20 protein-coding genes and 1 tRNA gene are annotated in these 20,483 nt (G+C 58.1%); 18 read left to right on the top strand and 3 right to left on the bottom strand.

Annotated features, from left to right (window positions below):
- The first annotated feature begins 326 nt into the window (after nucleotides 1–326).
- From thrS to AC1RBR_RS17095, 12 genes are all read left to right on the top strand, one after another.
- Nucleotides 327–2,249 (top strand): threonine--tRNA ligase, encoded by a 1,923-nt coding sequence (gene thrS / locus AC1RBR_RS17150; RefSeq protein WP_492565728.1) that lies wholly within the window; start codon nucleotides 327–329, stop codon nucleotides 2,247–2,249.
- On the top strand, nucleotides 2,249–2,800 hold the full coding sequence (gene infC / locus AC1RBR_RS17145) for a translation initiation factor IF-3 (protein ID WP_170929410.1): 552 nt from the start codon (nucleotides 2,249–2,251) through the stop codon (nucleotides 2,798–2,800). Before thrS ends, infC begins: the two co-directional genes overlap by 1 nt.
- Nucleotides 2,801–2,860: 60 nt before the next feature.
- Nucleotides 2,861–3,055, top strand: coding sequence for a 50S ribosomal protein L35 (gene rpmI / locus AC1RBR_RS17140; protein WP_002553160.1), 195 nt, complete (start codon nucleotides 2,861–2,863; stop codon nucleotides 3,053–3,055).
- Nucleotides 3,056–3,083: 28 nt separating this feature from the next.
- Nucleotides 3,084–3,440 (top strand): 50S ribosomal protein L20, encoded by a 357-nt coding sequence (rplT, locus tag AC1RBR_RS17135; protein WP_002553161.1) that lies wholly within the window; start codon nucleotides 3,084–3,086, stop codon nucleotides 3,438–3,440.
- Nucleotides 3,441–3,549: 109 nt separating this feature from the next.
- Nucleotides 3,550–4,566 (top strand): phenylalanine--tRNA ligase subunit alpha, encoded by a 1,017-nt coding sequence (gene pheS, locus AC1RBR_RS17130; RefSeq protein WP_492565727.1) that lies wholly within the window; start codon nucleotides 3,550–3,552, stop codon nucleotides 4,564–4,566.
- A 26-nt stretch (nucleotides 4,567–4,592) separates the two neighbouring features.
- Entirely contained in the window at nucleotides 4,593–6,971 is a 2,379-nt protein-coding gene (gene pheT / locus AC1RBR_RS17125; protein WP_492565726.1) for a phenylalanine--tRNA ligase subunit beta, read from the top strand.
- Nucleotides 6,972–6,974: 3 nt separating this feature from the next.
- A complete protein-coding gene (gene ihfA, locus AC1RBR_RS17120) occupies nucleotides 6,975–7,277 on the top strand; it encodes an integration host factor subunit alpha (RefSeq protein ID WP_002553164.1) in 303 nt (100 codons plus the stop codon).
- A complete protein-coding gene (locus AC1RBR_RS17115) occupies nucleotides 7,258–7,614 on the top strand; it encodes a MerR family transcriptional regulator (RefSeq protein ID WP_003179985.1) in 357 nt (118 codons plus the stop codon). Before ihfA ends, AC1RBR_RS17115 begins: the two co-directional genes overlap by 20 nt.
- Before the next feature lie 88 nt (nucleotides 7,615–7,702).
- Nucleotides 7,703–7,779 (top strand) — tRNA-Pro (locus tag AC1RBR_RS17110).
- 90 nt (nucleotides 7,780–7,869) lie between these two features.
- Nucleotides 7,870–8,532, top strand: a complete 663-nt coding sequence (locus AC1RBR_RS17105; protein ID WP_492565724.1) for a DUF2625 domain-containing protein — start codon at nucleotides 7,870–7,872, stop codon at nucleotides 8,530–8,532.
- Between the two features lie 96 nt (nucleotides 8,533–8,628).
- Nucleotides 8,629–8,973, top strand: coding sequence for a hypothetical protein (locus AC1RBR_RS17100; protein WP_492565722.1), 345 nt, complete (start codon nucleotides 8,629–8,631; stop codon nucleotides 8,971–8,973).
- Between the two features lie 99 nt (nucleotides 8,974–9,072).
- Nucleotides 9,073–9,495, top strand: coding sequence for an RDD family protein (locus AC1RBR_RS17095; protein ID WP_166497506.1), 423 nt, complete (start codon nucleotides 9,073–9,075; stop codon nucleotides 9,493–9,495).
- Between the two features lie 31 nt (nucleotides 9,496–9,526).
- Here the strand turns inward: AC1RBR_RS17095 and AC1RBR_RS17090 are convergent, their stop codons facing one another.
- Nucleotides 9,527–9,787 carry a hypothetical protein gene (locus AC1RBR_RS17090; protein WP_115987003.1) on the bottom strand — a complete coding sequence of 87 codons (261 nt, stop codon included), beginning with the start codon at nucleotides 9,785–9,787 and terminating at the stop codon, nucleotides 9,527–9,529.
- Between the two features lie 352 nt (nucleotides 9,788–10,139).
- Entirely contained in the window at nucleotides 10,140–11,747 is a 1,608-nt protein-coding gene (rtcR, locus tag AC1RBR_RS17085; RefSeq protein WP_492565720.1) for an RNA repair transcriptional activator RtcR, read from the bottom strand.
- 203 nt (nucleotides 11,748–11,950) lie between these two features.
- On the opposite strand from rtcR, the gene AC1RBR_RS17080 reads away from it, so the two are divergent.
- The 6 genes from AC1RBR_RS17080 to AC1RBR_RS17055 all read left to right on the top strand — a co-directional run bounded on the left by AC1RBR_RS17080 (nucleotide 11,951) and on the right by AC1RBR_RS17055 (nucleotide 19,480).
- The gene (locus AC1RBR_RS17080; protein WP_492565718.1) at nucleotides 11,951–13,498 is read left to right on the top strand and encodes an RNA-binding protein; all 1,548 of its coding nucleotides are present in this window, start codon (nucleotides 11,951–11,953) and stop codon (nucleotides 13,496–13,498) included.
- A gap of 335 nt (nucleotides 13,499–13,833) precedes the next feature.
- Nucleotides 13,834–15,060, top strand: a complete 1,227-nt coding sequence (locus tag AC1RBR_RS17075) for an RtcB family protein (RefSeq protein ID WP_492565716.1) — start codon at nucleotides 13,834–13,836, stop codon at nucleotides 15,058–15,060.
- 14 nt (nucleotides 15,061–15,074) lie between these two features.
- On the top strand, nucleotides 15,075–15,863 hold the full coding sequence (locus AC1RBR_RS17070) for a nucleotidyltransferase domain-containing protein (protein WP_123588426.1): 789 nt from the start codon (nucleotides 15,075–15,077) through the stop codon (nucleotides 15,861–15,863).
- 9 nt (nucleotides 15,864–15,872) lie between these two features.
- Nucleotides 15,873–16,901 carry an RNA 3'-terminal phosphate cyclase gene (rtcA, locus tag AC1RBR_RS17065; RefSeq protein ID WP_492565713.1) on the top strand — a complete coding sequence of 343 codons (1,029 nt, stop codon included), beginning with the start codon at nucleotides 15,873–15,875 and terminating at the stop codon, nucleotides 16,899–16,901.
- 106 nt (nucleotides 16,902–17,007) lie between these two features.
- A complete protein-coding gene (locus AC1RBR_RS17060; RefSeq protein WP_041066178.1) occupies nucleotides 17,008–17,337 on the top strand; it encodes a hypothetical protein in 330 nt (109 codons plus the stop codon).
- 331 nt (nucleotides 17,338–17,668) lie between these two features.
- Nucleotides 17,669–19,480: an ABC transporter ATP-binding protein gene (locus AC1RBR_RS17055; protein WP_492565710.1), complete on the top strand. Its 1,812-nt coding sequence runs from the start codon at nucleotides 17,669–17,671 to the stop codon at nucleotides 19,478–19,480.
- Here the strand turns inward: AC1RBR_RS17055 and AC1RBR_RS17050 are convergent.
- Nucleotides 19,477–20,421, bottom strand: a complete 945-nt coding sequence (locus AC1RBR_RS17050; RefSeq protein ID WP_204896304.1) for an alpha/beta hydrolase — start codon at nucleotides 20,419–20,421, stop codon at nucleotides 19,477–19,479. The two genes, AC1RBR_RS17055 and AC1RBR_RS17050, sit on opposite strands and share 4 nt — an antisense overlap.
- Nucleotides 20,422–20,483: the final 62 nt, after the last annotated feature.

Genomic DNA, 20,483 nt, shown 5'->3' with positions numbered 1-20,483 from the left:
AAGGCCAATCAAGTTCAGCACTCTGGCATAAAAACAGACGATTTGCCTTGTGATCAAACAGAGGCATAAATGACCGCTCATCTGTGCTAGCATGCCCGGCTCAAGCGTTCTCAGGCTCCGGACGGCCTTCAGCCCCGGCAGCGGTCAGCGTGCGAAAAATTCTGATTTGAATCCCAGTCACTCTGGTTCGGTTTTCCGGTTGGCCGCAAGGCTCCTGCCGCTGTAAGGCAGGCGTTCGTCATTGAATGGCCTGGATCGGATCTTGTACTGGCTCATCCCAACCCACGTGACCTTTGGTAGGGGTCACCACTAGGAGAGGAGGCGCCATGCCAACTATTACTCTTCCCGACGGCAGTCAACGTTCATTCGATCACCCGGTTTCCGTAGCCGAGGTCGCCGCATCCATTGGTGCCGGTCTGGCCAAGGCCACCGTGGCCGGCAAGGTCAACGGCAAGCTGGTCGACGCCTGCGACATCATCGACAGCGACGCGACGCTGCAAATCATCACGCCAAAGGATGAAGAGGGGCTGGAGATCATTCGCCACTCTTGCGCGCACCTGGTTGGCCATGCGGTCAAGCAGCTGTACCCGACTGCGAAAATGGTCATCGGGCCGGTCATCGACGAAGGCTTCTATTACGACATCGCCTTCGAACGTCCTTTCACTCCGGACGACATGGCCGCCATCGAACAGCGCATGCATCAGCTGATCGACAAAGATTACGACGTCATCAAGAAAGTCACTCCGCGTGCCGAAGTGATCGAAGTGTTCAAGGCTCGTGGCGAAGACTACAAGCTGCGCCTGGTCGAGGACATGCCGAACGAGCTGGCCATGGGCCTGTACTATCACGAAGAATACGTCGACATGTGCCGCGGCCCGCACGTGCCGAACACGCGCTTCCTGAAATCTTTCAAGCTGACCAAGTTGTCCGGCGCCTACTGGCGCGGTGATGCCAAGAACGAGCAACTGCAGCGCGTTTACGGTACTGCCTGGGCAGACAAGAAGCAGCTGGCGGCTTACATCCAGCGCATCGAAGAAGCTGAAAAGCGCGACCACCGCAAGATCGGCAAGCGCCTGGGCCTGTTCCACACCCAGGAAGAAGCGCCGGGCATGGTGTTCTGGCACCCGAACGGCTGGACCCTGTATCAAGTGCTCGAGCAGTACATGCGCAAAGTGCAGCGTGACAACGGCTACCTTGAGATCAAGACCCCGCAAGTGGTTGACCGCAGCCTCTGGGAGAAATCCGGGCACTGGGCCAACTACGCCGACAACATGTTCACCACCGAGTCGGAAAGCCGCGACTACGCCATCAAGCCGATGAACTGCCCGTGTCACGTGCAGGTGTTCAACCAGGGCCTGAAGAGCTACCGCGAGCTGCCGATGCGACTGGCCGAGTTCGGTGCCTGCCACCGTAACGAGCCATCAGGTGCGTTGCACGGCATCATGCGTGTGCGTGCGTTCACTCAGGACGACGCCCACATTTTCTGCACTGAAGAGCAGATGCAGGCCGAATCCGCGGCGTTCATCAAGCTGACCATGGACGTTTACCGCGATTTCGGCTTCACCGATGTCGAGATGAAACTGTCCACTCGTCCGGAAAAACGCGTAGGTTCCGATGAGCTGTGGGATCGCGCCGAAGCGGCACTGGCTGCAGCCCTTGATTCCGCGGGTCTGCCGTATGATCTGCAGCCGGGCGAGGGTGCGTTCTACGGTCCGAAAATCGAGTTCTCGCTGAAAGATTGCCTCGGTCGCGTCTGGCAGTGTGGTACCTTGCAGCTCGATTTCAACCTGCCTGTCCGTCTCGGTGCTGAATACGTCTCCGAAGACAACAGCCGCAAACACCCAGTGATGTTGCACCGGGCGATCCTCGGTTCCTTCGAGCGTTTCGTCGGGATTCTGATCGAGCATTACGAAGGTGCATTCCCTGCGTGGCTGGCGCCAACCCAGGCAGTGATCATGAATATCACTGATAAACAGGCAGATTTTGTTGCAGAAGTAGAAAAAACTCTCAACGAAAGCGGATTTCGTGCCAAGTCCGACTTGAGAAATGAAAAGATCGGCTTTAAAATCCGCGAGCATACTTTGCTCAAGGTTCCCTATCTTTTGGTTATCGGAGATAAGGAAGTCGAGATGCAGACTGTCGCTGTGCGTACTCGTGAAGGTGCTGACCTGGGCTCGATGCCCGTCGCCCAGTTCGCTGAGTTTCTCGCGCAAGCGGTTTCCCGGCGTGGTCGCCCAGATTCGGAGTAATTATTATTAAGCGTGAAATGAGACAAGATAAACGAGCTGCACCGAAAGCCCCGATCAACGAGAATATCTCGGCACGCGAGGTTCGGTTAATTGGCGCTGATGGCGAGCAGATTGGCATCGTCTCGATTGATGAAGCGCTTCGTATTGCTGAAGAAGCAAAGCTTGATCTGGTAGAAATCTCTGCTGACGCAGTCCCACCGGTTTGCCGGGTGATGGACTACGGCAAATCGATCTTCGAGAAGAAGAAGCAGATTGCAGCAGCGAAGAAAAACCAGAAGCAGATTCAGGTAAAAGAAATCAAGTTTCGTCCAGGGACGGAGGAAGGGGATTACCAGGTAAAACTGCGCAACCTGGTACGTTTCCTGAGTGACGGGGACAGGGCCAAGGTATCCTTGCGATTCCGCGGCCGTGAGATGGCCCACCAGGAGCTGGGGATGGAACTCCTCAAGCGGGTTGAAGCTGACCTGCTCGAGTACGGTTCGGTCGAACAGCATCCTAAGATGGAAGGACGCCAGCTGATCATGGTCATCGCCCCGAAAAAGAAGAAGTAATCAACAGGGCACGGCAGGCCTTCTGATTATGTTTATCAACTGAATGCGGAGTATCCGAACATGCCAAAAATGAAAACCAAAAGTGGTGCTGCTAAGCGGTTTCTGAAAACTGCTAACGGTATCAAGCACAAGCACGCTTTCAAGAGCCACATCCTGACCAAAATGTCGACCAAGCGTAAGCGTCAACTGCGCGGTAGCAGCTTGCTGCATCCGTCTGACGTGGCAAAAGTCGAGCGCATGCTGCGCCTTCGTTAATTTTAGTCAAGAATAGAGGAAGTAACTCATGGCTCGTGTAAAGCGTGGCGTCATTGCCCGTAAGCGTCACAAAAAAATTCTGAAACTTGCTAAAGGCTACTACGGCGCACGCTCCCGCGTATTCCGTGTTGCCAAGCAAGCGGTAATCAAGGCAGGCCAATACGCCTACCGTGACCGTCGTCAGAAAAAACGTCAGTTCCGCGCTCTGTGGATCGCTCGTATCAACGCTGGTGCTCGTGTTAACGGTCTGTCCTACAGCCGTTTCATCGCTGGCCTGAAAAAAGCGTCCATCGAGATCGACCGTAAGGTTCTGGCTGATCTGGCAGTGAACGAAAAAGCGGCGTTTGCTGCGATTGTCGAGAAAGCTAAAGCCACCTTGGCTTAAGTACCCCCGACAGTCACCCGACCTCACCTCTGTGGGGCCAGGTGTTAAACGTCATAAATAGGGGAAGAGCCTTCAAGCTCTTCCCCTATTTTGTATCTGGAGTCTGTACATGGAAAACCTGGATGCGCTGGTCTCTCAAGCACTAGAGGCTGTGCAAAGCGCTGAAGATATCAATGCCCTGGAGCAAATCCGGGTTCAATACCTTGGCAAAAAGGGTGAATTGACTCAGGTGATGAAGACCCTGGGGAATTTGCCGGCAGAAGAGCGTCCGCAAGTCGGCGCCCTGATCAACGTTGCCAAGGAGCGTGTTACAGGCGTTCTCAATGCGCGCATGGCTCTGTTTGAAGAAGCCGAACTGGCTGCCAAACTGTCTGCCGAATCCATTGACGTGACGTTGCCGGGCCGCGGCCAGGCCTCTGGTGGTCTGCATCCGGTGACCCGGACTCTGGAACGAGTCGAGCAGTTCTTCACCCGCATCGGCTACGGCATCGCCGAAGGCCCTGAGGTCGAAGACGACTATCACAACTTCGAAGCGCTCAACATCCCAGGCCATCACCCGGCCCGGTCGATGCATGACACCTTCTACTTCAATGCGAACATGTTGCTGCGCACCCATACCTCGCCGGTACAGGTCCGCACCATGGAGTCCAAGCAGCCGCCGATCCGCATCGTCTGCCCAGGCCGTGTGTATCGCAGCGACTCCGATATCACCCACTCGCCGATGTTCCACCAGGTCGAAGGCCTGCTGGTCGATCGCGACATCAATTTCGCCGATCTCAAAGGCACCATCGAAGAATTCCTGCGGGTGTTCTTCGAAAAAGAGCTGGCCGTACGTTTCCGTCCTTCGTACTTCCCGTTCACCGAGCCATCCGCTGAAGTCGACATGGAATGCGTGATGTGCAGCGGTAAAGGCTGCCGCGTCTGCAAGCAGACCGGCTGGCTGGAAGTCATGGGCTGCGGCATGGTCCACCCGAACGTGCTGCGCATGTCCGGCATCGATCCGGAAGAGTTCTCCGGCTTTGCTTTCGGCATGGGCGTCGAGCGTCTGGCAATGCTCCGTTACGGCGTGAACGACTTGCGTCTGTTCTTCGACAACGACTTGCGGTTCCTCGCGCAATTTCGCTAGTCGTAACGAATTCTTAGGAGAGCAGGATGAAATTCAGTGAACAATGGCTGCGTGGCTGGGTTAGCCCGCAGGTAAGTCGCGACGAGCTGGTTGCTCGTCTGTCGATGGCGGGTCTGGAGGTCGATAGCGTGACCCCGGCCGCCGGTGTATTCAGCGGCGTGGTAGTGGGCGAGGTGCTGAGCACCGAGCAGCACCCTGATGCCGACAAGTTGCGTGTGTGCCAGGTCAGCAATGGCGCGGAAACCTTCCAGGTCGTGTGCGGTGCGCCAAACGTGCGTCCGGGCCTGAAGATTCCGTTCGCCATGATCGGTGCCGAACTGCCGGGCGACTTCAAGATCAAGAAGGCCAAGCTGCGCGGCGTTGAGTCCAACGGCATGCTGTGCTCGCAATCCGAGCTGCAGGTCGGTGAAGGCAACGACGGTCTGATGGAGCTGCCGGCCGATGCGCCAGTGGGCGAAGATTTCCGCGTGTACCTGGATCTGGAAGACGCCAGCATCGAGGTCGACCTGACCCCGAACCGTGGCGACTGCCTGTCGCTGGCCGGTCTGGCCCGTGAAGTGGGTGCGCTGTACGACACGCCGGTCACTCGCCCGGTGGTCATGACCATTCCGGCTGTGCACGACGAAGTGCGTCCGGTAGAAGTGCTGGCGCCTGCCGCCTGCCCGCGTTACCTGGGTCGCGTCATTCGCAATGTAGATCTGTCCAAACCGACCCCGCTGTGGATGGTTGAACGTCTACGCCGCGCCGACGTGCGCAGCATCGACGCTGCCGTCGACATCACCAACTACGTGATGCTCGAGCTGGGTCAGCCGCTGCACGCTTTCGATCTCGCCGAAATCAATGGCGGCATCCGCGTGCGCATGGCGGAAGAGGGCGAGAAGCTGGTTCTGCTCGACGGTCAGGAAGTCAGCCTGCGTAGCGATACGCTGGTGATTGCCGACCATACCCGCGCTCTGGCGATTGCCGGTGTGATGGGTGGCGAGCACAGCGGTGTGTCCGCGACCACTCGCGACGTTTTCCTGGAAAGTGCGTTCTTCGATCAGATCGCTGTGGCTGGCAAGGCTCGCTCCTACGGCCTGCACACCGACGCTTCGCATCGTTACGAACGTGGTGTGGACTGGCAACTGGCCCGTGAAGCCATGGAGCGCGCCACTGGCCTGCTGCTGGAAATCACCGGTGGTGAAGCCGGTCCGATCATCGAGACCGTCAGCGAGCAACACCTGCCGTCGATCGCGCCGATCACCCTGCGTGCTCAGCGCATCACCCAGATGCTGGGGATGGAAATGGATTCGGCTCAGGTCGAGCGTCTGCTCAGCGCCTTGGGTCTGAAGATTTCCGCTGACGGCGCAGGGCAGTGGCGCGTAGAAGTGCCAAGTCATCGCTTCGACATCAGCCTGGAAGTCGATCTGATCGAAGAGCTGGCGCGTCTGTACGGCTACAACCGGCTGCCGGTTCGTTATCCGCAAGCGCGTCTGGCGCCACAAGCCAAGGCTGAAGCACGCAGCGAGTTGCCTGAACTGCGTCGTCTGCTGGTGGCCCGTGGTTATCAGGAAGCGATCACTTACAGCTTCATCGATCCGAAACAATTCGAGCTGTTCAACCCGGGCGTTGAGCCGCTGTTGCTGGCCAACCCGATTTCCAATGACATGGCGGCCATGCGTTCCTCGCTGTGGCCAGGTCTGGTCAAGGCGTTGCAGCACAACCTGAACCGTCAGCAGGATCGCGTGCGTCTGTTCGAAAGTGGTCTGCGTTTCGTCGGTCAGCTGGAAGGTCTGAAGCAAGAGCCGATGCTGTCGGGTGTCGTTTGCGGCAGCCGTCTGCCGGAAGGTTGGGCGCAGGGTCGCGACACCGTCGATTTCTTCGACGTGAAAGCTGACGTCGAAGCGGTGCTGGGCTTTGCCGGTGCACTGGATACCTTCACTTTCACTCCGGGTAAACACCCGGCGCTGCACCCGGGTCAAACCGCGCGCATCGAACGTGACGGGCGTGAAGTCGGCTTTATCGGTGCGATTCACCCCGAGCTGTCCAAAGCCTTGGGCCTGGATCGTCCGGTCTTCGTCTTCGAGCTGGTTCTGGCTGAAGTCGCCTCCGGAAAAATGCCGCAATTCCACGAGTTGTCGCGTTTTCCTGAAGTGCGTCGTGACCTTGCACTGATCGCGCACAAAGACGTCGCGGCCTCGGCTGTATTGGACGTAATCCGTGAAAATGCAGGCGAATGGCTCACGGATCTCAGGCTGTTTGACGTGTATCAGGGTAAAGGTATTGATCCTGATAGAAAAAGCCTTGCAGTCGGCTTGACCTGGCAGCATCCATCGCGCACTCTTAATGACGATGAGGTGAATTCGACGACGCAAAATATCCTCACCTCGCTCGAACAAAGGTTGAACGCCACGTTAAGGAAGTGACGTATGGGGGCTTTGACGAAAGCTGAGATGGCGGAACGTCTGTATGAAGAGCTGGGCCTGAACAAGCGGGAAGCCAAGGAATTGGTAGAACTGTTTTTCGAGGAAATCAGGCACGCTCTTGAAGACAACGAGCAGGTCAAATTGTCCGGTTTCGGCAATTTCGACCTTCGGGACAAGCGCCAGCGGCCTGGCCGCAACCCGAAAACGGGGGAAGAAATCCCGATCACGGCTCGCCGTGTGGTCACCTTTCGTCCAGGGCAGAAGTTGAAGGCCCGAGTTGAGGCTTATGCTGGAACCAAGTCATAACGACGAACTACCCGTCATCCCGGGCAAACGCTACTTCACCATTGGTGAAGTCAGCGAGCTGTGTGCGGTAAAACCACACGTGCTGCGCTACTGGGAGCAGGAGTTTCCTCAACTCAACCCCGTCAAACGCCGCGGAAACCGCCGGTATTATCAGCGCCAGGACGTGCTGATGATCCGGCAGATCCGCGCGCTCCTTTATGATCAGGGGTTCACCATCGGCGGCGCACGCCTGCGTCTGTCCGGCGATGAAGCCAAAGACGACACCACCCAGTACAAGCAAATGATCCGCCAGATGATCGCTGAGCTTGAAGATGTGCTGGTGGTTCTCAAGAAATAAAAAGCTGCGTTTGAATACTTCCAGTTTTCAAAAGCTTGCGCTATATTCTTGAGCGCTCTTCGAGATGAAGGGCCGGTTTCAAACCAGTCGGGGCGTAGCGCAGTCCGGTAGCGCACTAGCATGGGGTGCTAGGGGTCGAGTGTTCGAATCACTCCGTCCCGACCATTATTCCTGAGTAAAATCAGACACTTAAGCCGATCATCTAGATCGGCTTTTTTGTGCCTGCGCAAAGCTCGCGCAAAAAAAGGTCGCTGGATGAAAAGTTTGGATCACTTGATAGACAAGCGGGATCCGGCGCTGCCCATCATTGAAAAAATGCTGGGGGAAGCCGTACTCAACTATCAGTTACTCCCCCCCTCCGCCGAAAATGACAGAGTTCTTTCAGGTCTTCAGGTCACGACTAAATCGACTTTGGGTGCGATCGCCTTCGAAACGGGTGGGCTGCTGATTGATCACGGCTGGTTACGCCTGCTCGGCTCCGGGCATCCGCAATTACCGCGAAATCTTCTGGATTGGAATAGCGGCCGTGCTGATGCTTATATGTTGGTCGCCGACGATGCCGCTGGAGGTTTTTTTGCTCTCAATGGCGGTGGTTTGGGTGAAGAGGTTGGGGCGATGTATTACTGGGCGCCTGACACGCTGTTGTGGGAGCCATTGCACATTGCTTACACCGACTTTCTGGGTTGGGCGTTGAGTGATCGGCTCGCGACCTTCTACGACGGTTTGCGCTGGAACGGCTGGATTCTTGACCTGCAGGCGCTGGAAGCGGATCAGTGCTTTTCGTTTTTCCCGTTTCTCTGGACTCGGGAAGGCTCAGTCGAAAAGAGTCGCCGTACGGCGATTGATGTCAGCGAACAGTTCGAAATGAATGTCGAGTTGGCACGCAAGCTCGGCAAAGGTTCTGCGCAGTTACTCTGATGTCGGGTTGATACTCTGCCTGCCAGGGCTGAAGATGCTCGCTCAAATACACGAATGTTGCAGGCCACATCTTTTCCGTCATTGGTCCATAAGAAAATGGATAAGTTATCTCGGTTGAATTCACTTTTGATTCAGCACAATGCGGTCGTTTCGCTGAATATCGAAATTCAGGATTTCAAGTACAACCTGGCCTTGACGATGTCGTCGTTCGATGACGCGGCAGAAAGCGCTATCACCGTGATTTTTCAGGATGTCAGTGCGCTTGATCTAAGTGGATTTGGCGGCGGATTGACTCAGTTCATTGAGCTCGTCGTTACCCGAATCGATCGTGGGCTCGACAGAATCAGATATGAATTAAGAGACGTAGAGGACGAAAAAATTTCCTTCTACTTCTTTACCTTCAGCGAGCCGAGCCATGCGCAGCAGTATTGCGGGGTTTGATAGACCGTACTGTCAGTGCGCTCGCCTCTGAAGCTCCACTAAATATTGGCTGACGGTTGCCGATACTCAGTCATCTAAATTCTGATCGAGCGAAGCCGCATGGACATCAGCAATACCAGCAGTGAATATCAAAAGCCGAAAAATCTCGCAGGGCTAGGTCGTCGCTGGGGCGGGCAGATCATCGATACGTTGATCACCTACTTTTTGATCCTCTTTATAGGACGGCTGGCGGAGTTTATTGGTTTGCCGCCAAATGTGGTGGCTGTCTTGGCTCTTGGTACGGGTGTGTCGTATTACCTGTTTTCCGATGCAATGCCCAATGGGCAAAGCCTGGGTAAAAAGCTGCTGGGGATGTCGGTGATTGATGAGCGTAGTTACTTGAACTGCAATCTGTATCAATCGTTCATACGCAACATCACAACGCCGTTTCTGAACATCCTCGACTGGATTTTCATCTTCTTTGGCTCGCGCAAACGCCTGGGCGACATGCTCGCGTCGACAATTGTGATTCGTGTCAGGTGAGTCAAGTGGGGCGGCGGCAGCCGCCCAGGTACTAAGGTTTCGAACCTTGCTTAATGTCCTCCGAGTCACTGGAGGTTGCGGCGTCTTTCTGCGTTTCTTGCGGTTCGGCGCCGGAGTTTGAACCTGACGCTTCTTCGCCCTTTTTATTGGCTTTTTCCTCGTTGGACTCGGAGCTGTGCGCTTGATTTGTCTCGGAGGAGGCCGTCGGTGTTGCTGCCGAACTGGTCTGCGTGAGGAACGAGCCAGTCAACAGCAGGCTTGCAAGCGTCAGGGTTGCAATCGACTTGTTCATAATCTGAGTCTTCCGCGCGATGGGGGGTAACTCATTGGAGGCATGAACAGGCTTAAGGTGCTGGCCGTTGGACGAGCGGTAAAGTCACAGATACCCGGCCCAATGTGAAAGTAGAAGGATTTCTACCAAGCCGACCACAAACATGACCGCGACAAAGCGGCGCGAAAACACACGATTACTGCGCCGCCTTGATCTGAAGTCATCGTAAGCGACGAGTGCTGCCAGGAAATCAAAAAGCTCGCTCAAGTTGTAGTGGCTCTCATGGGGCATTGTTTTTCGGGTGGCCGGCAATGAATGTCGAGCTTATGAATGCATCTGCTTTCGTGCAAGCTGTGTGCCCCAGTCGAGGGCGCTATGTTTTGCGGCCTTGCAAGTCGGCCCATTCAATCCCGAAGCGGCTCAGGTATTTTCTCAAGCGATCTGCATCATTCGGCTGCGCCTTGGCCTGGCGCGATACGCCGAACAGTCTGCGTCCGGCATCCGACAGGCTGTCCGCTTGCCGACATACTTCAATTACCGCCTTCAATTGCAGTCGATCAAACAGGTCGAGGCTATCGGCGTCTCCCGGGAGGTCATCCGACACGCCGTCCGCTTGCACCAGCCCCCACGCATAACGCAGCCGATCAATTTCTTCCTGCACTTGCGCCTCATCAATTCGCCCGCTGTCCGCCAGTGTGGCCATCCGGGTAATCGACGCTGACAGTTCGCGAAAGTTGCCCAGCCATGCCGCTTCGCGAGAGCTGGCGAAGGCGAGGTAGCGCCGCCGCGCTTCGAGGTTGAAGCGCACCAGTTGGCCGTGATCGCGAGCGTGACGTTCGAGCTCGAAATCGATGTTGGGCTCGATGTCTTCGCGGCGGCCGGCCAGGCCGGGCAAATCAAATGTCCAGAGGTTGATGCGCGCGTACAGATCCTCGCGGAACAGGCCTTCGGCGACGCGGCTGCGCAGATCGCGGTGAGTACCGGCGATGATCAGGAAGTCGCTATCGACCTCCTTGTCGGAACCGAGCGGAAAGAAGCGCTTTTCTTCGATCGCCTTGAGCAGCATCGCCTGTTCGTCCGCGCCCAGTTCACCGATTTCATCGAGAAACAACATGCCGCCGTCCGCGGCGCGCAGCAGGCCGTCGCGGGCGTTCTGCGCGCCGGTGAAAGCGCCTTTGACGTGACCAAACAAAGCCGACATCGCGCCGTCGCCCCGCAGGGTGGCGCAGTTGACCTCAACAAACCGGCCCTGCATTTGATGGCGGCTGCGCTTGAGTTCGTAGATGCGTCGGGCGAGGAATGATTTGCCGGCGCCGGTCGGACCGATCAGCAGCATAGGCGCCTTGGAACGCACAGCCACCCGTTCAATCTGTTCGATGGAGCGGTTGAACGCCGCGTTGCGTGTGGCGATGCCGGACTTCAAGAACTCCAGGCCTTCGAGGCGTTTGTTGGCGAAGCGCGAGGCGATGCGGTCATAGCGCGACAGGTCGAGGTCGATCAGGGCGTGGGTGCCGGTGGCTTGTTCATCTTCGCTTTTGCGTCGGGCGGGGGAAGTCTGGATCAGGCGTGCCGGCAAATAGCGTGCTTCGGTCAGCAGGAACCAGCAAATCTGCGCGACGTGAGTGCCGGTGGTGATGTGAACCAGATAGTCCTCGTGCTCGGTATCGAAGCTGTAGGCCGTCGTGAAGTCATGCAGCGCGCCGTAGACCTCTTCGAAATCCCACGGATTGCGCAGTGCCATGGGGTGCAGGTGGACTTCGGTTTCCGGCGAGACCTGCTGGATATCAGCGCGAACCCGTTCAGCGAGGCTGATGTCGCGTGCGTCGATACCGTGAATCAGTTCCAGACGATGGATCAGCACGTCCGGTTGCTGGCACAGGCCAACGCTCGGTCGCCAGTGGCTCCAGCGATTGGCGCCCTTGCCAACGCGATCCAGCGTGGCGCCGATAAAACCGATCGCGACAGTACGTTTATTGGACATGCCTATCTCAAAAGATAAATGACGATATCAAATGATAGGTTTCTCACGCGGGGTTTGTCTTCGGTTCAGCTCAAAAAAATCGATAAAAAATAAAAAACTATATAAATCAATAAGATAGAGAATAAATTCTCCACCTTTCAAAAACTGGCACAGGCGCTGCAATACCTATCGCAACAAACAGGACAACAGAGCGAGACGCCACGATGGCCAACTTCAAACTCTTCAACACGCAATCGAAACAGCTGCCAGCCTGCGACACTTTGAATGCCTCCGGTGCCTCGGCGTATGCCTACACCCCGAAGCATCAACTGGCCCAACTGGCGGTCACCGGTTGCCTTAACCAGACGTTTTACGCCAGCGCTGAAAGCCAGCTGGATCAAGTGTTGAAGCTGGTGGCTGAACTCGACAGCCGTTTCGTGGCGAAGGCCGCTGTCTACGCTCGCCAAAAGGGCCACATGAAAGACATGCCGGCGTTGTTGCTCGCGGCGTTGACGGCGAACCGTTCGACGCTGGTGCCTGAGGTGTTTGAACAAGTGATCGACAGCGGCAAGATGTTGCGCAACTACGTGCAGATCCTGCGCAGTGGCGCCACCGGGCGCAAATCCCTTGGTTCGCAACCCAAGCGTCTGGTGCAGAACTGGCTGAACGGCGCGACCGAACGTCAACTGCTGCAAGCGTCGGTTGGCAACCAGCCATCGCTGGCGGACGTGGTGAAGATGGTTCACCCAAAGCCGGCTGAGGCCTGGCGCGAAGCGTTCTTCGCCTGGCTGATCGGCAAACCGGTGGATGTGCAGGCATTGCCTGAGTTGACCCGCGATTTGCTGGCATTTCGCAGCGGTGCGAGTCGGGAAGTCCCCGCGGTACCGTTTCAACTGCTCGGCAACGAAATTCTGAGCAAAGAGCAATGGGCGGCGCAGGCTTGCAACATGGGCTGGCAGGGGTTGCGCATCAACCTCAACACCTTGGCGCGGCATGGCGCGTTCGAGGTACCGGGTTGCGTCGAGTACGTGGCAGCGCGACTTGCAGATCCGCAAGAAGTGGCCAAGGCGCGGGTTTATCCGTACCAGTTGCTGGCGGCCTACCGGATGGTTGGCGATAACGTTCCGCTGCAGATTCGCGAGGCATTGCAGGATGCACTTGAGCTGTCGCTGGCCAACGTGCCGAAGCTGGAAGGCGCGGTGGTGGTTTGCCCGGACGTATCGGGTTCGATGGGCAGCCCGGCGACCGGTTATCGTCAGGGTGCAACCACCGCAGTGCGTTGCATTGATGTGGCGGCACTGGTCGCGGCAGCGGTGTTGCGCAAACAGCCGGCGGCGCGGGTGATGCCGTTCGAAGTGACGGTGGTGGATATCAAGCTCAACCCACGGGACAGCGTGATCAGCAACGCGGAGAAACTGGCCAAGGCCTTTGGTGGAGGCACCAACTGCTCGGCGCCGTTGAAGAAACTGGCGGACAGCAAGGCCAGGGTCGATACGCTGATTCTGGTATCGGACAACGAGTCCTGGATCGATACGCGACGCCATGGAGCAAGCGAGACCATGCGCCAATGGGAACGAATCAAGCAGATCAACCCGCAGGCGCGGCTGGTGTGCATCGATATCCAGCCGGGTTATGCAACGCAGGCAGCGGATCGCGATGACATTCTGAATGTCGGCGGTTTCAGCGATGCGGTGTTCGATGTGGTCGAGCAGTTCACCTGCGGTCGTTACGGCGCGCAGCACTGGGTCGAAGCGATCGAGAACATGCAATGAATTGATTTGTCGCAGGCGCTGAATGCCGGTGGGACTACATCCAAGACGTCTCATCAAACCCTTGTCAGCGTGTGTGACGGCACGAATGCCTGATGGCTGTACATCTGAGGCCGGTTAACCCCGGTGCGCGGCGACGCGCAACAGTCATCAACTTTTGTCGTGCCACCTTATTGAAAAAGAAGGCAGCGAATGCAACAGGTACTCCATCGGAACGCGGGTTCGAATCCCGCCCCGGCAACGGGGGCTCGACTGGCAGAGCCACAGTGTCTGTTTTTTTGTCGCTGCACATGACGGAACAACGCCGAATCATCGGCCAACGAATAAAGAATAGAGAAATGAAAGCACACACTTACCAACTGCTCGAAGTCGCCAACGGCAAGCCGATCAAACTCTGGACCGAAGGCGTCCCGGTGGAAAACGAGGCCCGCGAGCAGCTGATGAACACGGCAAAGATGCCATTCATCTTCAAGCATCTGGCGGTGATGCCGGATGTGCATCTGGGCAAGGGCTCGACTATTGGCAGCGTGATTCCGACGGTGGGCGCGATCATCCCGGCGGCCGTCGGCGTGGACATCGGTTGCGGCATGATCGCCGCACGCACGTCGCTGACCGCAGCCGACTTGCCGGACAACCTGCAAGGTCTGCGCAGCGCCATCGAGCAAGCGGTGCCCCATGGCCGCAGTTCGAACCGTTCGCGGCGCGACAAGGGCGCGTGGGACGAGATTCCGCAGCAAGCCGATCAGGCCTGGGCGGGGCTTCAGCCACGTTTCAAACTGATCACCGACAAGTACCCGAAACTGACCAACACCAACAACCGTGGGCATCTGGGCACGCTCGGCAGCGGCAACCACTTCATCGAAGTGTGCCTGGATGAAGCCAACCGGGTCTGGTTCATGTTGCACAGTGGTTCTCGCGGTGTCGGCAACGCCATTGGCAACCTCTTCATTCAGATGGCTCAGGCGGATATGCGGCAACACATCGCCAACTTGCCGGATCGTGACCTGGCGTACTTCGAAGAAGGCAGCCAGCACTTCGATGATTACGTGGAAGCGGTGAGCTGGGCGCAGGACTTCGCCAGACAGAACCGCGAATTGATGATGCGCGCGGTGATTCAGGCCACGCGCCAGATCATTCGCAAACCGTTCGAGGTGGCGCTGGAAGCGGTCAACTGCCACCACAACTACGTGCAGAAAGAGCGGCATTTCGACGAAGAAATCCTGGTCACCCGCAAAGGCGCGGTGTCGGCGAAGAAAGGTGAACTCGGGATCATTCCGGGTTCGATGGGCGCCAAGAGTTTCATTGTGCGCGGCCTGGGCAACGAAGAGTCGTTCAGCTCCTGCAGCCACGGCGCCGGCCGCACCATGAGCCGAACGAAGGCAAAGAATACATTCACCGTCGAAGACCAGATCCGCGCCACGGCGCATGTCGAGTGCCGCAAGGATGAAGCGGTGATCGACGAAATTCCGATGGCCTACAAGGACATCGACAAAGTCATGCACGCCCAGCGCGATTTGGTGGAAGTGCTGCACACCCTGCGGCAAGTGGTGTGCGTCAAAGGATAAAAGGATCAGCAGTCATGGAATTTGCAGAACGCCACCCGCTGTGCGCCACGATGCGTGCGCGGGTCCTGGAAGAGTTAGCGCGTATAGAGCGCGAGCGCAATGTCACGGTGTTGTACGCCTGTGAGTCCGGCAGTCGGGCCTGGGGCTTTGCCTCGACCGACAGCGACTACGACGTACGGTTCGTGTACGTGGAAAAACCGCAGTGGTTCGTTCAGGTCGACACGCCGCGCGCTGTGATCGAGCGGCCATTGGACGATGAACTGGACGTCAGCGGCTGGGAACTGCGCAAGACCCTCGGGTTGTTGCGCAAGTCCAATCCGACGTTGCTGGAGTGGCTCGACTCGCCATTGGTGTACCGCAGCGAAAGCGCGCAGGTTGCGCAACTGCGGGAGCTGGCCGAAGCGTTCTACAGCCCGCCGGCAGCCCGCAACCACTATCTGTCGATGGCGAAAAACAACTTTCGCCAGTACCTGCAAGGCGACAGCGTGCGGTTCAAGAAGTACTTCTACGTGCTGCGGCCGTTGCTGGCGGTACGCTGGATCGACCAGGGGCGTGGACGTCCACCGATGACCTTCGCCGACCTGCTGACCACGGTCGACGATCGCGCACTGCTCGCTGAAGTTGATGAACTTCTGGCACTTAAACGCAATGCCGACGAGCGCGCCTACGGCCCGCGTCGTCCGGCACTGCACAGGTTCATCACTGCCGAACTCGAACGCGATGTGCCCACATTACTCAGAACTCAGGAAGACTCGCGACGACTGGATGACTACCTCAGGGACATCGTCGGGTTGTATGCGTAAGGATTGGAAATGGAACCGCAAGTGATTGAACTGGACGGCGCGATTGGCGGCGGTCAGGTATTGCGCAGCGCGCTGAGCCTGTCGATGGTGACAGGCCAGGCGTTTCGCATTAAACAGATCCGTGCCCGCCGCTGTCGGCCGGGATTGTTGCGTCAGCATTTGACGGCAGTGATGGCGGCTGCCGAAGTCTGCGGCGCACGGATCGCGGGAGCGGAACTGGGCTCGCAGGCGCTGTTTTTCGAGCCGGGAGCGATTCGTTCGGGTGATTACCGGTTTGCGATCGGCACGGCCGGCAGTTGCACGTTGGTGTTGCAGACATTGCTGCCGGCGCTGTTGCAGGCGCCGGGCACAAGTCGCGTACGGATCAGCGGCGGTACGCATAATCCGTTGGCGCCGCCTGTCGATTTCCTTACGCGCAGCTGGTTGCCGTTGATGCGGCGCATGGGGGCCGGCATTGAGCTGGATCTGCTGCGTCACGGCTTTGTCCCGGCCGGTGGTGGTGAGATCGACGTCACGGTGCAGCCGTCGCAACTGACGCCGCTGGACCTGTGTGAACGCGGGGCGCTGCTGTCGCAGCAAGCCTTGGCGCTGACGGCCGGTCTCGCACCGAGCGTCGCCGAGCGTGAACTGAATCAGGTGGCGAAATGCTTGCGCTGGGCAGCGGAAACGTTGCATCCGATCACGCTCGATCCGGCGCGTGGCCCCGGTAATGTGTTGTTGCTGGAGTACGCGTTCGAGCACGTCACCGAAGTTTTCAGTGCCTTTGGCCAAGTGTTGTTACGGGCGGAGAAGGTCGCTGATAGCGCAATCAATCAGGCGGCAGACTGGTTGCGCAGTGACGCAGCGGTGGCAGAACACCTCGCCGATCAGTTGCTGCTGCCGATGGCGCTGGCCGGCGGTGGATCATTTACCACCCCAAGGATGACCGAGCATCTGCACAGCAATATCGCGGTGATCGAGCGCTTCTTGCCGGTCACTATCGAATGCTCGGAGGAGGGCGCCGAGCGTCTGCGGGTTGAGGTCCGCAGCTGTCGCTGATCGCGTCGCAGGCCCGGATCAATCTCGCAAATGCGGCAATTTGCTGGCCCCCAGGCTTGGGCTTCCCCGGCAAACTCGCCTTTTTTCAAAAGGTTAGGTTGGCTATATGCGGACGATTGTCATAACCGTTGCAACGCTTTCCCTGGCTGCTTTCGCTTCGGCCATTGAGGCGAAGGAGTTGAGCAAGAGTCATCGTTTTGCCTGTACTTGGGGCTCGGACATCGCCGCCGGCGCACAACAGTCGAAGCTGTCGGGGATCTCGTTGTATGGCGCGCGCAAGCAGTTGCAGGTGCGCAAGTTCCAGCAACCGTGGATGCGCATGACAGCGATGGGGATTACCGAGCAGACCTACAACAGCACGTCGAAGCTCAAACCTGCAGCGGTCAAGCAGACCTATTACGAACAATGCGTGCGGCATGAGCTGGCCCAGCGATAAACCAAAAAGCCCAACCTGAAGAGGTTGGGCTTTTTCATGCCTGACGAAAAGTCAGCGTCACTTGTCAGTCTCGCAATTGAAAGCCTCACGGCAGTTGCCGTTGAAGATCAGGCAGGGATTGATTCGCATGGCGGGGTTCCTGACAGTAGGCGCGGAGAGAGGCGATTTTCGCCAGGTTCCGCGAAGGGCGGCTAAAACAGAGCAGAGCTTTGGACGCTGCAAAGGCCAGTGTTTTTCCAGATGTTTTTCTCATGAAAAAGCGCAGTTTCAGCACGGATCAAACCTGCGGAGTACCATGGCACGCTCCATCCGCCGTCGAGCTCTGTGTTCCATGCCTTTGATTTCCCGCTTCCACGCTTTGTTCGATCAGGCCCGGCGCGCCTTGCTACTGGTTTGGGCGACATCTCGCGGTTTGTTTCTGGGCCTGGTGCTGGCCACTCTGATTGCCGGTGTGCTGCCGGCGCTGGCCGCATGGCTGGGTCAGCGGATTGTCGATGCGGTGGTGGCGGCGATGCAGTTGCACGCGCAGCAGGGCGCTGCACCGCTGTGGCCGGTGTTGCGTTATGTGCTGATGGAGGCGGGGGTGTTGGCGTTGTTGTCCGGTACGCAGCGGGCGCTCTCGGTGCAGCAGTCGTTGTTGCGGGTGCAGTTGGGGCAGAAGGTCAACACGCTGATTCTGGAGAAAGCGCAGACCCTGTCGCTGGTGCAGTTCGAGAACTCCGAGTTCTACGACAAGCTTGTGCGCGTGCGCCGCGAAGCCTCGACCCGGCCGCTGGCGTTGGTGATGAAGTCGCTGGGGCTGATCCAGAACCTGATCATGCTGATCAGCTTCGGTGTGCTGCTGGTGCATTTTTCGCCGTGGGCGCTGGTGTTGCTGGTGATTGGCGCGTTGCCGGTGTTCTTTGCCGAGGCGCATTTCTCCGGCGACGCTTTCCGCCTGTTCACCCGCCGTGCTCCGGAGAGTCGGCAGCAAAATTACATCGAAACCTTGCTGTCCCATGAGGCCTATATCAAAGAGGTCAAGCTGTTCGGCTTTGCGCCGTTGCTGCTGCAGCGTTATCGGGACACTTTTGCCAAGCTCTACGCCGAGGATCGGCGTCTGACATTGCGTCGTGATGGCTGGGGTTTCGGTCTCGGCTTGCTCGGCACCGGGGCGTTCTATCTGGCTTATGCCTGGGTGGTGATCGATGCCGTGCACGGCAATATCAGTCTTGGTCAGATGACCATGTACCTGGTGTTGTTCAAGCAGGGGCAGAGTGCGGTCAGCAGCAGTCTGAGCGCGATCAGTGGCTTGTACGAAGACGGTCTGTATCTGTCCAACCTGTATGAATATCTGGCCGAACCGGTGCTCGCCGATTCCGGTCATCTCACCGTCGGCGCGCAACCGGGCGATGGCCTGCGCTTTGAAAACGTCGGTTTTCGGTATCCGGGCGCCCACCGTGCGGCGCTGGAAGGCATCGACCTGCACCTGGTGCCTGGCAAGAGCGTGGCGCTGGTGGGGGAGAACGGCTCAGGCAAAACCACTCTGATCAAATTGCTGACGCGCCTGTATCGGCCCGATCAGGGACGCATTCTGCTCGATGGCAGTGATTTACAGGATTGGGAAGAGAACACCTTGCGGCGGCGTATCGGGGTGATTTTTCAGGACTACATTCGCTACCAGTTCACCGTGGGCGAGAACATCGGCGTGGGCGATACCTCGGCGTTCAACGATGAATCGCGCTGGCAGGCCGCAGCGGCCGAAGGCATGGCCGCGCCGTTCATTGAAAACCTCGACCGTGGCTATGCAACGCAACTAGGCCGATGGTTCGCTGGCGGTCAGGAGTTGTCCGGTGGGCAATGGCAGAAGATTGCCTTGTCACGGGCGTACATGCGTCGCGATGCCGACATCCTGATTCTCGACGAACCGACCTCGGCGCTGGATCCGGCAGCGGAAGCGGCAGTGTTCGAGCATTTCAGCCAGCACACCGAAGGTCGCATGACCTTGCTGATCTCCCACCGCTTTTCCAGTGTGCGCAACGCCGATCAGATCATGGTGCTGGAGGCTGGACGGATACTGGAGCAGGGCGATCACGACAGCCTGATCGCCGCCAATGGGCACTACGCCAAGCTGTTCGATCTGCAGGCTCGCGGCTATCGCTAGGAATCCTGCGCGCTGCGCACCAGTGCGGGGCCGGCCACGCGCGGCGCGGGTTTGGATTGCATCAGCGCATCGAGCGCCTTGCGATAATTTTGCCCGCCCAGCGCCATGCTGTTGTTATGGGTGGCACCCGGCACCAGCAGCAGTCGTTTCGGTTGTTGGGCGGCGTTGAACAGCTGTTCGCTGAAGCGCGGCGGCACGAACGCGTCGGCCATGCCGTGCACCACCAGCAATGGCATGTGAATCTCGGCGATCTTGTCGATGGAGTCGAATTTCTGCGACAGCAGCCAGCGCACTGGTAGCGAGGTGTTGGCCACGGCGGCAGCCACGTCGGCGAGAGAGGTGAAGGTCGATTCGATCACCAGACCTTTGACTGGCAGCGGTGTCTTGTCCCGTGCGGCGTCCTGGCCGAGTTCGGCGGCCAGATCAATAGCCACGGCGCCACCCAGTGAGTGGCCGTAGATCAGGCGCTTGCTCGGGTCGGGCTGCAGCAGTTTGAAGCGCTCCCACGCCACACGGGCGTCTTCATACACGCTGCTTTCCGAAGGCAGATCGCCCTTGCTCTGGCCGAAACCACGGTAGTCGATGGCCAGTACCGAGTAGCCGGCTGCGCGCAACTGCTCGATGCGGAACAGCTGTCCGGTGAGGTTCCAGCGCACGCCATGCAGATAGAGAATCGCCGGAGCGTTCGGTCGTTCTGCGGGCCACCACCAGGCATGAATATTCTGCCCGGCCTTGAAGCTCTTGGGCTGCAAGTCGAGTTCCTGCACGCTGCCCGGCAAGCCGTGATACCAGCCGGCCGTGCCCGGTTCGATGCGAAACAGCAGTTTGCGCTCGGTGTGTTCGAGCACCGCACAACTCGTCGGCACGCCAATGATCAGCGCAGCCATGCAGGCGAACGCCAGACGGCGACGACGCAAACGGGTCATGAAGGACAGGAACATTAAACGGTTCACCACAGCGCAGACAAAGAAGGCTTTTTACCAGAAGGGTCGGTCTGCGCGTG

The sequence above is a fragment of the Pseudomonas sp. GW823-FHT01D03 genome, from assembly GCF_058798255.1.
Note: the sequence above shows the minus strand (reverse complement) of the source record. Positions and strands in the feature narration are given on the sequence as shown.